The organism is Pseudomonadota bacterium (assembly GCA_037200975.1).
Lineage (GTDB): Bacteria > Pseudomonadota > Gammaproteobacteria > Steroidobacterales > Steroidobacteraceae > CADEED01.
Genome location: JBBCGI010000001.1, coordinates 160,144 through 173,926, shown reverse-complemented (window position 1 = coordinate 173,926; position 13,783 = coordinate 160,144). Strand labels below are relative to the sequence as shown.

The 13,783-nt window shown below is 66.1% G+C and carries 9 protein-coding genes; all 9 read left to right on the top strand.

Translation table 11 applies throughout. From position 1 onward, the window contains the following. Positions 1-127 precede the first annotated feature (127 nt). Positions 128-1,558, top strand: coding sequence for an undecaprenyl-phosphate glucose phosphotransferase (locus WDO72_00760; GenBank protein MEJ0084187.1), 1,431 nt, complete (start codon positions 128-130; stop codon positions 1,556-1,558). Between the two features lie 135 nt (positions 1,559-1,693). Beyond that, complete coding sequence (locus WDO72_00755) at positions 1,694-2,890, top strand: O-antigen ligase family protein (GenBank protein ID MEJ0084186.1); 1,197 nt, start codon at positions 1,694-1,696, stop codon at positions 2,888-2,890. Beyond that, the gene (locus tag WDO72_00750) at positions 2,887-4,047 is read left to right on the top strand and encodes a glycosyltransferase family 4 protein (GenBank protein ID MEJ0084185.1); all 1,161 of its coding nucleotides are present in this window, start codon (positions 2,887-2,889) and stop codon (positions 4,045-4,047) included. The genes WDO72_00755 and WDO72_00750 overlap by 4 nt, the downstream gene beginning before the upstream one ends. Next, entirely contained in the window at positions 4,044-5,243 is a 1,200-nt protein-coding gene (locus WDO72_00745; GenBank protein ID MEJ0084184.1) for a glycosyltransferase, read from the top strand. The genes WDO72_00750 and WDO72_00745 overlap by 4 nt, the downstream gene beginning before the upstream one ends. Continuing rightward, positions 5,240-6,400, top strand: coding sequence for a glycosyltransferase family 4 protein (locus tag WDO72_00740; GenBank protein MEJ0084183.1), 1,161 nt, complete (start codon positions 5,240-5,242; stop codon positions 6,398-6,400). Before WDO72_00745 ends, WDO72_00740 begins: the two co-directional genes overlap by 4 nt. After that, complete coding sequence (locus WDO72_00735; protein MEJ0084182.1) at positions 6,397-7,782, top strand: hypothetical protein; 1,386 nt, start codon at positions 6,397-6,399, stop codon at positions 7,780-7,782. Before WDO72_00740 ends, WDO72_00735 begins: the two co-directional genes overlap by 4 nt. An 11-nt stretch (positions 7,783-7,793) precedes the next feature. Further along, a complete protein-coding gene (locus WDO72_00730) occupies positions 7,794-9,788 on the top strand; it encodes an alginate lyase family protein (protein MEJ0084181.1) in 1,995 nt (664 codons plus the stop codon). After that, positions 9,778-11,928 (top strand): glycogen debranching N-terminal domain-containing protein, encoded by a 2,151-nt coding sequence (locus WDO72_00725; protein MEJ0084180.1) that lies wholly within the window; start codon positions 9,778-9,780, stop codon positions 11,926-11,928. The genes WDO72_00730 and WDO72_00725 overlap by 11 nt, the downstream gene beginning before the upstream one ends. Positions 11,929-12,045: 117 nt before the next feature. After that, positions 12,046-13,692 (top strand): M28 family metallopeptidase, encoded by a 1,647-nt coding sequence (locus tag WDO72_00720; protein MEJ0084179.1) that lies wholly within the window; start codon positions 12,046-12,048, stop codon positions 13,690-13,692. Positions 13,693-13,783: the final 91 nt, after the last annotated feature.

Genomic DNA, 13,783 nt, shown 5'->3' with positions numbered 1-13,783 from the left:
AGATGTAGGAAGCGGATGGGGACGCGTCGTCGTCCCACCGATAGGGCTTCGAGGAAAGGGCTGGCGTCGCAAACGCCGGCCTTTTTTTATCCTGCAGACGTTGTAAGCAGGGAGGCGACCCGTCGCGATGAACGATTACCAGCACCAGGTGAGTCAGCCGATCATATTCAAACGCGGCCACTCGCTGGTCGCGCCCGCGATGCTGTGGCTGATGGATGCGTTGCCCGCGGTGCTCGCCGGCGTGATGTTCTATCCACTGTGCCGCGTGTTCGACGTCGACTTCGACAAACCCTTCGTGGTCCTGTCGATTCTCGCGGCGACCGCCACGCTCGCGGTGTTGCCGCCGCATAACCAGTCGACGCAGGTCATCGCTCCGCCGCTCGAGCTTGCGACGAACCTGTTGCTGCGCTGGGCGGCGCTGGTCGCGGCGCTGCTGGCGCTCGGTTACATGACCAAGTATTCCGAGACCTTCTCGCGGCGCGTGGTGGTGACCTGGGTGCTGGTGACGCCGGTGTTGCTGGTGATGTTGTCGCTGGTACTGCAGTCCGCCACGCGGGCGTTATTGCAGGATGCCACCCAGGCGCGGCGCGCCATCGTCATCGGCTGCACCACGGCGAGCATGGAACTGACGCGCAGGCTCAGCCAGCACAACGAACTCGGCATCTCCGTGGCGGGTTTCTTCGACGACCGCGGCAGCGACCGCCTCGGCTGCTCCCGGCACGCGCAGCTGCTGGGGCGTTTCAGCGACGTCGCGGCATTCGTCAACACGCGCAGCATCGACATGATCTTCTTCGCGATCGCACCGGGGCAGGTGACCCGCGTGCGCGAGCTCATGAACGAGCTCGGCGACACCACCGCGTCCATCTACTTCGTGCCGGACATCACCGGCTTCGACGCCATCCAGCAGCGCACCAGCGAGATCCTCGGCTTCCCGGTCGTGGCGATGCGCGAGACGCCGTTTCACGGCTATCGCGGTCTCATCAAACGCCTCATGGACGTGAGCATCGCGGGCGCCGCGCTGCTGCTGCTCTCGCCATTGTTGTTAGGTATCGCGTGGGCGGTGAAGCGCGGTTCGGCCGGTCCGGTTTTGTTCCGGCAACGCCGCTACGGTCTCGACGGCCGCGAGATTCTGGTCTACAAGTTTCGCACCATGACGGTGTGCGAAGACGGCGCGCGCGTGACGCAGGCGCGCCGCAGCGATCAACGCGTGACACCGATCGGGAAACATCTGCGCCGCTGGTCGCTCGACGAACTACCGCAGCTGTTCAACGTAATTCAAGGAACCATGAGCCTCGTAGGACCCCGCCCACATGCGGTGGCACACAACGAGGAGTACCGCAAGCTGATCAAACGGTACATGGTTCGTCACAAGGTGCTGCCGGGAATCACGGGGCTCGCGCAGGTGCGGGGTTGCCGCGGTGAGACCACACGCGTCGAGGACATGGAAGCGCGCGTCGTGTTCGATCTCGAATACATGCGCAACTGGTCGCCGCTGCTGGATCTGCAGATTCTCGTGGCCACGGCCTTCGCCGTGATCAAGACGGATCGGGCGTACTGATGAATCGTTTGCAAGAAGGAATTTCGTCTGGCGACTCTGCTCGGTATCACTTCGTTCTTCCTGCTCGCGACCCAGGTACTGCGCTGGGATCTCACGATCACCACCGGCCTGTCCGCGAAGAATCTCGTCATCTACATGGTCGCGACTTTTCTCGCGCTGCGCCTGGTGATCGCGCGCAGCTCCATCGTCGCGGCGGGACAGATGCAGACCGCATTCCTGATCCAGATCGCCTACGCGATCTTCACCTGGCTGATCGCGGCGCTGGTGATCAAGTACCAGGGTTATGACCTGGTAGACAGCGGGATCAAGCTCAAGGGCAGCCTGATCGACTACTACATCTTTTTCCTCGTGTTCCTGTTCGGCGTGCAGAGCGTCGAGGACGGCACGAAGGTCATCAAGTGGATGTTGCTCGGTGTGATCTTCGCCAATGCCGCCACGGTGTTGGACGCCAGCGGCCTCATCGATCTGGGATACAAGGAACGCATCGACGGCCGCACCCAGGGCGCGTTGGGCGAGTCCAACCAGTACGCCGCGTACATCATCCTCTTCATCCCCGCCATGGTCGCCGCCGCGGTTGGTGCGCGCGGCCTGGTGCGGCTGTTCTGGGTCGGCGGCGTGTTCTCGTGTGCCGCGGCGTTGATGATGACGGCTTCGCGCGGCGGCTTCGTCGGTCTGCTCGTCGCCATCGCGGCCGGCGCCTATCTATACCGGCATCTCGTGTCGTACAACCGCATCGCCGGCTGGGTGCTCGGGTCGCTGGCGTTGTTCGTCATCGCGATGAGCCTGTCGAAGTACGGCGGCCTGCTCACCGAACGGGTGTTCGGCCAGAGCGGCAACATCGACGCCAACGAGGCGACGTCCGGCCGCACGGAGATCTGGGCCAACCTGTTCGAAACGATGTTCCACGCGCCGATCACGTTCATCACCGGTTTCGGCTGGGACGTGTACTGGTCGTTCCCGTTCCGCTTCTCGCCGCACAACCATTATTTCTCGCTGTGGTTCAACCTCGGCCTGGTCGGGCTGTTCACCGGCGCCTACCTACTGTTCTCGGCGATCGGCCGCGCGCGGCGTGCCAGCCTCGAGGCGGAGCCCGCGATCCGCCGGCAGCTCATCGCCTTCGTATTGGGAGGCACGGCGGTGTGTGTCGCCGTCTGCTTCGTCGAATTGCACGAACCCTGGATCTCCTTCTGGATGTACACCGGCGTCGTCATGCGGCTGATCTCGTGCGCGCAGGAAAGACCGGTGCCCTTGCCTGTACCAGACAGGCGTTCCATCCGGCCCGCGCTTCCACGCGACGCCTATGGCTGGGTCGGCGCGCAGGGGCGCAGATGAACACGAAAGTTCGCAAGGTTTGCATCGTCGGGCTGGATTCATACGGCATGTTGTCCGGCGACGGGTTGAAATACGTCGGCGGCGAGGCGGTGCAGCACGTGCTGCTGGCGCGCGCCTGGCGCGATCTCGGCCACGAAGTCTCGATGATAGTTTTCGACGAAGGCCCGCAGATGCGGCGCGAGATCGACGGCATCAAGGTCATTCCGGCGTACGCGCGTCAGGCGGGAATCCCCGGCCTGCGGTTTTTCCATCCGCGCGCGAGCAAGCTGGTGGCCGCGCTGTTCGCGGTCGACGCGGATGTGTACTACCAGTCACCGGCCGGAGCCAACACGGGCATCACGGCGTGGTTCTGCCGGATGACGGGCAAGAACTTCATCTTCCGTGTCGCGTCGGATTCCGACTGCGAGAAGGAGCACGGCCGGATCCGCTTCGGCCGCGACCGTATGTTGTACGACTTCGGACTCAAACGTGCCGACCTGGTGGCCGCGCAGACGGAATTCCAGGCGCAGCTGCTGCGCGAGCATCACGCGCTCGAATGCCCGGTCATCAACATGATGGTCGAGCCGCCGCAACGCGGCGCCGCTCCTGCGCGCAAGGACATCGACGTTCTGTGGGTCAGCAATCTGCGCGCGCTCAAGCGGCCGGAACTCGCGCTCGAGCTGGCGCGCCAATTGCCCGATATCGGGTTCACGCTGGCCGGCGGGCCGATGCCCGGTGGACAGACTTATTTCGATGACGTCGCCGCGGCCGCGGCGCGCCTGCCGAACGTGCGCATGCTGGGCGCGGTGAAATATGCCGACACTGGCGCGTTGTTCGACCGCGCGCGCGTGTTCCTCAACACCTCGAGTATCGAAGGGTTCCCCAACACCTTCCTGCAGGCGTGGATTCGCGGCGTGCCGGTGGTGAGCTTCTTCGACCCGGACGGCATGGTGCATCGGCTGCAACTCGGCCGCATCGCGACCTCGGTCGACGACATGCGCGAGGCGCTGCGCGGCCTGCTCGACGTGGACGTCTATCGCGAAACCGTCGGCCGGCGCGCGCGCGACTTCGCGTGCCGCGAATACACCAGCGGCGTCGCGGTGCGTTATCTCGAACTACTCGATGCCAGGCTCGAACGGCCGCAGGTTGGCGCCACCCACGGAGGAACGATTCAATGAACATTCGCGCGGTCGCGGACGCAGGCATATCCGGCCTCACGCCGGTGAAGACGGGCGTGGCGAACATGACGACACGACCCGATGGCCTGTTCCTGCTCAACAATCTCGGCGTCGGCGGATCGGAGCGCAAGATCGTGCGGCTCGCCAATCGCCTCAAGGATGAAGGCGTACACGTCTCGCTGGTTTCGCTCAATGGTCCTTACACCATCGAGCAGGGCATCCGGCGCGACGTGCCGCTGCGCAAGCTCGAGCGCCAGGGAAAGTTTTCCCTGCGGGCGCTGTGGCGGCTGCGCGAGATCATCGTGCGCGAGCGGCCCGCCACCGTGGTCGCGGTCAATCTCTACCAGGCGCTGTACGTGACGTTGGCTACGCTGCTGCTGCCGTACCGGCCGCGCACGGTGGCCCTGGTGAATACGTCGACCTTCCGCGGCCACCGGTTCATGAAGCGGCTGTACCAGGCGGTGCTGAGCCGGTTCAACCTCACGGTGCATGGCTCGGATGCGCAGCGGCACTTCTGGTTGAAACCGGATCGGCGCGCGGCGGACAACTCGACGGTCATCTACAACGGCGTCGATTCCGATCACTTCGAGCCCACCGGTTCGTTCGAGGCGGCGAAACGCCTGCGCGCCTCGCTCGGGCTCAAGCCCGATTCCTTTCTCATGGGCACCGTGGGCCGCCTCGCGCCGGAGAAGAACCAGGACGTGCTGTTGACGTCGTTGCGCCACCTGCGCCTGGCACGTGTCGACGCGCACCTCGTGCTGGCCGGCGGCGGGCCGTTGCGTGAAATGCTGCGGCGGCGCGCGCACGACCTGGCCATCGCCGACCGCGTGCACTTCATCGGCGAGATCGACGATGTGCGGCCGGTGCTGGCGGCGCTCGACGTGTTCGTATTGCCCTCGGTGGCGGTCGAATCGTTCTCGAACGCGGCGCTCGAAGCGATGTCCATGGGACGCCCGGTGATCCTGTCGAACATCGGCGGCGCGCGCGAAATGATCCAGGACGGGGTGGAAGGCTACGTCGTCTCGCACACCGAGCTGGCCGCGCGATTGCCGGCCCTTCTTTCCGCGCTGTATGCAGACCAACGCAAGCGGCAACTGATGGGGCGGGCGGCGCGCGCCCGCGCGGTCAGCTGCTTTTCAGTGCCGGCCATGGTCGCGGGCTACCGCGGCCTGCTCAATCACGGAGATTTGCAATGACCGCCAACCCCGGCACACCCGCCCGACACGTCAAGCCGTTCCCGGCGCGGCTCGCACCGATGCCGCCCGACGGCCGCGTGAAGGTGCTGCAGTTCGGTCCCAGCCTGTCGGTGAAGGGCGGCGTGACGTCGGTCGCGCAGCTCATCCTCGACTATCTACCGCCGTACGTATCGCTCGAACACATCCCGACGATGGAGGAGGGTTCCACCATCGCGAAGTATTCGACCTTCGCGCGCGCGCTGCAGATCCTGCGCCGCTCGCTCGAATCGCTCGAGCCGACCATCGTGCACATCCACATGGCGTCGCGCGGCAGCGCGCTGCGCAAGCTGATCCTCGCCGAGATGGTGGCGCGGGCCGGGCGGCCCCTGATCCTGCATGCGCATGGCTCGGAGTTCGACGGCTTTCACCGCAAGCTGCCGGCGGCGGTGCGCCGCAATGTCAATCGCTCGCTGCAGCGCGCGAACGTGTTCCTGACGTTGTCTTCGCAGTGGCGCGATTTTTATATCAACGAGTGCGAGCTGTCGCCCTCGCAGGTGGTGGTGTTGCCGAATCCGGTGCGGCTGCCCGCGGACGTGCCCGACCGTTCGGGTCGCACACAGCCCGTGCAGTTCCTGCACCTGGGCCGCCTCGGCGACCGCAAGGGCGGCTACGACCTCGTGAATGCCTTCGCGGGCCTGCCCGAGGCCCTGCGCAATCGTGCGCGCCTCGTGATGGCGGGCGACGGGGACGTCGAGGGAATGCGCAAGCTGGCCGCGCCGCTCGGTGACCGGGTGGTCGTGTATTCGTGGATCGAACGCGCCGAACGCGATCGCCTGCTCGCGCAGAGCGACGTGTTCGCATTGCCGTCGCGCGCCGAAGGCGTGCCGATGGCCTTGCTCGAGGCGATGGCCAACGGGCTGCCGTCGATCACCACGCCGGTGGGCGGCATTCCCGACGTGTTCACCGACGGCCAGGAAGGCGCGCTGGTGACGCCGGGCAATGTCGAGCAGATCCGCGCGGCGATGGTCCAGATGATCGCGCAGGATGACGCGCGGCTCGCGGCCGGCCGCGCCGCGCGCGAACGCGCGCGGCAGTTCGACGTGCACGTGTACGCGCGCCGGCTGGCCGACATCTATCAACGAATCGCCCCGGTGGCGGAGATGAAGGAAATCGCATGAGCGCGGCGCTGGCTTTCGTCGACCGTCTGAAACGACACGTGGTGGGCGAGAGTCTCGTGCGGCGCAACCCGTTCTACTATGAACGGTCGCGCCGGCTGCTGGATCGGCTCGCCGCCGAAGGCCTGGAAGAACGCCGTGCCTTCTCCCGTCAGCAACTCGCGCGCACCTTGAGCCTGGCGCGCGCCACCGACTACGGCGCGAGCGTGCGCGGCAGCGACGACATCAACAGCTGGCCGTTGCTCGACAAGGAGCTGTTGCGCAATCGGCTGCAGGCCTTCACCACCGGCGCGGACTGGTTGTCGGCCTCGGCCAATACCGGCGGCACCTCGGGCGTGCCCTTGAAGCTGGTGCGGTCGTTCGAAGGCATCGTGTTCGAGCAGGCGGTGCTCGATCGCATGATGAACCTGGTCAGCGTGCATCCGCGCAACACTCGCACCGCGCTGCTGCGCGGCGACAACGTGATCGATCCGCGGATTCTCGACAGCCCGGACGGGATCAGCGCCGATGGCGGCCGGCAACGCATCTACTGCGCACACTCGGTGTCGCCGCAGAATGTCGACCGGCTGGTCGATTCGCTGGAGAAGTTTGCGCCGCAACTGCTGTGCGCATATCCGAGCGCGCTCGAAAATCTCTGCCGGCTGCTGCAGGAACGCGGCCGCACGCTCAAGGTCGGCTCGGTCACGACCTCATCCGAAGTGTTGCGGCCCGCCTCCTGGAAAATGGCCAGCGAGACGCTGGGATGCCGCCTGGTCGACTACTACGGCCAGGCGGAACGCTGCGCCTTTGCTTACGCCAGCGCGCCGCGCGAGTACCGCTTCATGCCGGGATACTCCCACGTGGAATTCAAGCCGCACGATTCCAGCATATTGCCGATGGGCAGCAACGAGCGCCTGTACGAGATCATCGGCACCACGTTCTGGAATACATTGATGCCGCTGGTGCGTTATCGCACCGGCGACCTCATCATGCTGCCGGCGGACTGGGGCAAGGCGGAGCTCGAACAGCTGGCGCTCGGGCTGCGCACCTTCCGCGGCGTGCTCGGCCGCGAGCAGGAAATTCTCGTCACTCCGCGGGCGATCCGCCTGACCGGATTCGACCGGCTGCCGCATGAAGTGGATCACGTGTTGCGCCTGCAGGTGGTGCAGGACACATTGCACTCGGCCCGCATCATGGTCATCCCCGCGCCGGGTTTCGGTACCGAAGAGGCCGGCAAACTACTCGAGAATGCGCGCTCGCGCGTGCCCGAGGACATCCACCTGACGGTCGAGATCGCCACCTGGCTCAAGCGCACGCCGCGCGGCAAGACGCCGCTGCTCGTGCACCAGCCAGCGGTCCATGAGGCATTGCGCCGCGCGGGCGTGGAGCCCGCGACGACGCTCTGAGCGCGGCGCCCATGCAGCAACCCGCCTGGTACCTCCGGCGCTTGAGGCGCATGTCGGGCGCCGAGGTCGTGCACCGGCTGGCGCGCGGCGTGCGCACCGTGTCCTCCCAGTTCACGTCGAGCTCCCTGCCGCCGCGCGACGCGCTCGCCACCGATTTCCGTTTTCTGCCGCCGTTCATCGCCTTGTCGCCGGATGTATTGCTCGCCGCGGCCGATCGCGTGCTCGCGGGCCGGTATTCGCTGTTCGATCTCGACGATTGCGAGCTCGGCGATCCGCCGCAGTGGAATCGCGACCCGCTGACTCACCGCGTCGCGGGCGTGCGACGGGCGAATGCGATCGACTATCGCGACGAGCGCGAAGTCGGAAACATCAAGTATCTGTGGGAGGCAAACCGACATCTGCATTTGGCGACATTGGCGCAGGCCCATGCGCTTACCGGAGACTCGCGCTATGCGTTTTGCATTCAGCGGCAGGTCGATTCGTGGATAGAGCAGTGCCCCGTGGGCCGCGGGCCCAACTGGGTGAGTTCGCTCGAGCTCGGAATCCGGCTCATCAACTGGAGTTTCGCCTGGCAGCTGCTCGGCGGCTCGCGCGCGAAACTGTTCGCGACCCCGGAGGGCGCGGCTTTTCGCGATCGCTGGTTGCACTCGGTGTACGAACAGACCCGCATGGTGGCCGGCAACCTGTCGCGCTTCTCGTCGGCCAACAATCACCTGATCGGCGAAGCCGCCGGCATCTACATCGCCGCCTCGACCTGGCCGCTGTGGCCCCAGATGCATGTCTGGGGCGAACGGTGCCGCGAGATCCTCGAAGTGGAATGCCACAAGCAGAACGCGCCCGATGGCGGCAACCGCGAGCAGGCGTTCGCTTACCAGATCTTCGTGCTCGACTTCCTGTTGATCGCCGGGCTCGCGGCGCGCGCGCGCGGCGAGGATTTCTCGCCTGTCTACTGGCGGCGGCTCGAACAGATGGTTGATTTCCTTGCCTCCATGACCAGTTATGCGGGCCGCCTGCCCATGATCGGCGACGGTGACGACGGGCAGGTGGTGCGAGTCGCGCCCGAGCCGGGCTTCTCGCCGCACGGATCGTTGCTCGCCACCGGCGCGGTGCTTTTCGACCGGCCGGATCTGGCCGTGAAAGCCGGCGCGCTCGACGGCAAGACCGCCACCTTGTTAGGCGTGGAGGCGGTACGCCGCCTCGCGCACCTGCGGCAACGCGGCCGCGCCGGTTTCCGGCCGCAGACGCAGTTCTCCGAATCGGGGTACTACCTGCTCGGTACTGCATTCGAGACGCCGGACGAAGTGCGGCTGCTGGTCGACGCGGGGCCGCTCGGCTACCTGAGTCTCGCCGCGCACGGGCATGCCGACGCGTTGGCCTTCACGCTCGAGATCGGCGACAAGGAGATCCTGATCGATCCGGGCACATACTCCTATCACACCGATCCGGCGTGGCGGCGCTACTTCCGCAGCACGCTGGCGCACAACACCGTCGGCATCGACGGCGAAGACCAGTCGCAGCAGGCCGGCAATTTCATGTGGAGCGAACACGCGCGCGCGCGCTGCATCGAGTTCCAGGCCGGCGCGGGGCGGCAGCGTTTCGTCGGCGAACACTACGGCTATGAGCGGCTGGCGGATCCGGTGGTTCACCGCCGCGAGATCGTATTCGACTCGGACGAACAATCGATCGAGGTGAACGACCGGCTGCGTTGCAGCGGCGAACACAGCGCCCGGCGCGCCTGGCACTTCGCGGAGAACTGCCAGGTCGAACCGGCCGACGGCGGACTCAAAGTCACGCAGGGCACGACCCAGTTGTATTTCGAGTCGCTCGATGAGCTGCAACGCGTCGAGATTCATCGCGGCGGGAGCCCCGAGCAGGGCGGGTGGATCTCGCGCCACTTCGGCCGCAAGGTGCCTTGCACCACCGTCCTGTGGTACTCCCGCGTGCGCGGCGATACCGCGCTGCGGACCCGTATCACCTTCACGAGGTCGCGTTTCAGTGGCGTCTGAACACGCAGTCTCACAGGGCACGGCGCACCAGGTCGTCACTGCGGACGTACAGGGCAACGACAAGCAGCTGACGCTCAAACACGACGACTGCTTCGGGCTGTTCAATGAAATCGGCGACATCGATGCCGAGGCGCGCACGGAAGCCGGGTTGTACCGTGCCGGCGTGCGGCATCTGTCGCGATTGACGCTCACCGTCAATTCGTTCCGGCCCTTGCTGCTCGCGGCCTCGCCGCGCGAAGACAATGTGTTGCTGACCGTGAACCTCACCAACCCCGACGTGCGCGGCGAGGGCGGCCGCGTCGTCCTGCCGCGCGGCACGTTGTACATCACGCGCACGCGTTTCATCTGGAACGGGGTCTGCCACGAGAAGATCAGGGTGCGCAACTTCGCGTTGACCAGCATCAACGTCGAGCTCGCGATCCGCTTCGGCTCGGACTTCGAGAACATCATCGACGTGCGTGCGCAGCGCCGCATCGACGCCGGCCGCGGGCGTTTCGAGCGCGTCGAACGCGACAGCGTGACGCAGGGTTATCTGGGCGCCGACGAGGTGGTGCGCGAGACCGTGGTCGACTGCCACACGCCGCCGGATTCCATTTCGTCCGACGCGCTGCGCTACAAGCTGCAGATCGGCAGCCGCGGCGAGAAGACCATCGCGATCGCCATCGGCTGCCGCTCCGCCAGCAATCCGGTGCAGATTGCGAGTTACGCACGTTCACTGGCCGCGGCCGAAGAACTGGCGCGCACCGAGAGCCGCCCGAAGACGCAGATCGATTCGACCGACACGCTGTTCAACCAGTGGCTGCAACGCTCGACCGCCGACATCGGCATGATGCTGACGGCCACACCGCACGGCCGCATTCCCGCTGCCGGACTGCCGTGGCTCGATGCCGCCTTCGGCCGCGACGCCATCCTCACGGCACTGCAGACCCTGTGGGCCTGGCCACAGATCGCGCGCGACGTATTGCGGCACCTCGCGGCCACCCAGAGCGCCGACAGTTTTCCGGCCAACGGCGCCGAACCAGGCAAGATCCTCAACGAGGCGCGCGGCGGCGACATCGCGCCCAACTATTTCGGCGTCGACACCACGCCCTTGTTCGTATTGCTGGCGAGCGCGTACTACGCCCGCACCGCGGATCTGGATTTCATCGCCGAACTGTGGCCGGCGATCTCGTCCGCGTTGAGCTGGATCGACGTGTACGGCGACATCGACGGGGACGGCTTCGTCGAATCGCGGCCGGCGCGCGCCGGACACCCGGCGCAAACCGGCTGGAAGAGCTCGGCCGATGCCGTCTTCCATGCCGACGGGCGCGTGGCCACCGGACCGCTGGCGTTGTGCGAAGTGCAGGGCTACGTGTACGGCGCGAAGCTTGGCGCGGCGCGCATCGCGCGTTCGCTCGGCGAGATGCCGCGCGCGATCGCGCTGGTCGAAGCCGCGCAGGAACTGCAGGCGAAGTTCAACGCGGCGTTCTGGTGCCCCGACATCGAGACCTTCGCGCCGGCGCTCGACGGCGAGAAGCTGCGTTGCTGCGTGCGTACCTCGAACCCGGGGCATTGCCTGTATACCGGCATCGCACACGCCGAGCGCGGGCGGCAGGTGATCGCGAGCCTCGGAGACGAGCAGATGTTCTCGGGCTGGGGCGTGCGCACGGTGGCCGAGAGCGAGCTGCGTTTCAACCCGATGTCGTATCACAACGGCTCGATCTGGCCGCACGACAACGCGTTGCTCGCCGCCGGCGCCGCGCGTTATGACGACAAGACCTTCGCCTTGCGCGTGTTGACCGCGCAGTTCGACGCGGCGCGGCAGTTCGATCTGCTGCGTCTGCCCGAGCTGATGTGCGGCTTCCGGCGGCGCGGGCGTGAAGCACCGCTGCAGTTTCCGGTGGCCTGTTCGCCGCAGTCGGTGTCGGCGGCCGCGCCATTCCTGCTGCTGCAGAGTGTGCTCGGGATATCGATCGATGCGCTCGACCGGCAGATCGTGCTGGCGCATCCGGTGGTGCCCGAGGGGTTCGACGAGATTCGCGTCAGGAATCTCGAAGTGGGTGAGGCGTCGGTGGACTTCACCGTGCGGCGCAATGGCGGCTCCGTGAGTGTCAGCGTGGAACGCCGCGAAGGAAAGCTGGATCTCGTGATTCGCAGTTGAAGCGCTGCTTTTGCAGCGGCGCGCGTGTGCGGTCGGGCGCGAGGCAGGATCGGATTGGCGCAGCGGTGTTGCGTCGGGCTTGCCCGCCAGCGGCAACTCGCCGATGATCGGCCGCCTATGCGTACTCTTACCTTGTTAGTCAGCGCCACCACCGTGCTCGTTTGCGGCACCGTCGCGGCCCAATCCACCGAGCCGGCGTTTTCAGCGGACCGCGTTCGCGCCCACGTGGCCTTCCTCGCCGACGATCTGCTCGAGGGCCGGGATACCGGCAGCCGCGGCAACGAGATCGCCGCGCGGTACGTGGCAAACCAGTTCGCCAGTTTCGGTCTGAAGCCGGGCGGCGAGAACGGCACCTGGTATCAACGGGTCACGTTCCAGCAAACGAAGCGCACGGCAGATGCGGGGTCGATCACCATCAGCGGACCCGCGGGCGAGAAGAATTTTCCGCACGCAGGAGACGTGCTGGTCGGGCTCAACGGCCGTGAACCGAAGCTCGATATTTCTGCGCCGCTGGTATTCGTGGGCTACGGCGTCGAAGACGCGCGCTTCAAACTAGACGATTACCGCGGGCTCGACGTGAAGGGCAAGATCGTCGTCGTCCTGCGCGGCTTCCCGAAAGGCCTGCCGAGTGAAGAAGGCGCGCACATGGCAGCGAACAAGGACAAGGTGGCCGAGAAACACGGCGCCATCGGCATGTTGGCCGTGAGCACGCTGCAGGCCGAGAAGACCACTCCCTGGAAAGTGGCGCTGCAATACGCCAGCGATCCGGATTTCAGCTGGGTCGGTCCCGACGGTGTGGTGTTCTCGGAAGCGCCGGCAATCCGCATCGGCGGGTTGCTCAACGGCCCTGCTGCGGAAGCGGTTTTCGCCGACAGCGGCCACACGTTCGCGGCGATCCGCAAGGAAGCCGACAAGAAGCTGGCCTCGCCGCGCGGCTTCGCGCTCAAGACACGAGTTCAGATCAGGAGTGTGAGCACCTCGGAGCGCGTGACCAGCCCGAACGTCATCGCCATCCTGCCCGGCTCGGATTCCAAGCTCGCCTCGCAGTACGTGGTGCTGTCCGCGCATCTCGATCATCTCGGCATCAAGGTCGTGGCGGGCGACGACAAGACCGATGGCGATCACATCTATAACGGCGCGCTCGACAACGCGGCCGGCATCGCCACCCTGCTGGAAGTGGCGCGCGCGGCCGCCGCCGCGCCGGACAAGCCTCGCCGCTCGATTCTGTTCCTGGCGTCGACCGCCGAGGAGAAGGGGCTGCTCGGCGCCGACTACTACGCACGCCATCCCACCGTGCCCATCGGCCAGATCGTCGGCAACGTCGACCTCGACATGCCGCTGCTGCTGTATCCGTTCACCGATGTGGTCGCGTTCGGCGCCAATCATTCCACGCTCGGCAAGCTGGTGGCGCAGGCCGTCGCGCCGATGAACATCCAGCTGTCGCCGGACCCGATGCCGGAGCAGGGCGTGTTCACCCGCTCGGATCACTACATGTTCGTCAAACAGGGCGTGCCCGCGGTTTTCTTTGCCACCGGATTCGCGAATGGCGGCGAGCAGAAGTGGAGCGAGTTCTTCGAGAAGGGCTACCACAGTCCGAAGGACGACATGGATCAGAAGATCGATTGGGAGGCGGGGGCGAGGTTCGCGGAAGCTAACTATCGGGTTACGCGGGCGATGGCGGATTCGGAGGAGCCGCCGTTGTGGATTCGGGGGGATTATTTCGGCGATACGTTCGCGCCGCAGGCGGCGCGGGCGCCTCAGTAGTAGCGGCATGCGGCCGGCGTGATGCGCGGGGTGAGTTTGAACCCTTCGATCGCGCTCAAGGGAGCGCGCCCTTCGGGTGCCGGAAAACGAG

Coding starts and splice junctions, on each gene's coding strand:
- WDO72_00760 (MEJ0084187.1), top strand. CDS start 128: ATGAACGATTACCAGCACCAGGTGAGTCAGCCGATCATATTCAAACGC.
- WDO72_00755 (MEJ0084186.1), top strand. CDS start 1,694: ATGGTCGCGACTTTTCTCGCGCTGCGCCTGGTGATCGCGCGCAGCTCC.
- WDO72_00750 (MEJ0084185.1), top strand. CDS start 2,887: ATGAACACGAAAGTTCGCAAGGTTTGCATCGTCGGGCTGGATTCATAC.
- WDO72_00745 (MEJ0084184.1), top strand. CDS start 4,044: ATGAACATTCGCGCGGTCGCGGACGCAGGCATATCCGGCCTCACGCCG.
- WDO72_00740 (MEJ0084183.1), top strand. CDS start 5,240: ATGACCGCCAACCCCGGCACACCCGCCCGACACGTCAAGCCGTTCCCG.
- WDO72_00735 (MEJ0084182.1), top strand. CDS start 6,397: ATGAGCGCGGCGCTGGCTTTCGTCGACCGTCTGAAACGACACGTGGTG.
- WDO72_00730 (MEJ0084181.1), top strand. CDS start 7,794: ATGCAGCAACCCGCCTGGTACCTCCGGCGCTTGAGGCGCATGTCGGGC.
- WDO72_00720 (MEJ0084179.1), top strand. CDS start 12,046: ATGCGTACTCTTACCTTGTTAGTCAGCGCCACCACCGTGCTCGTTTGC.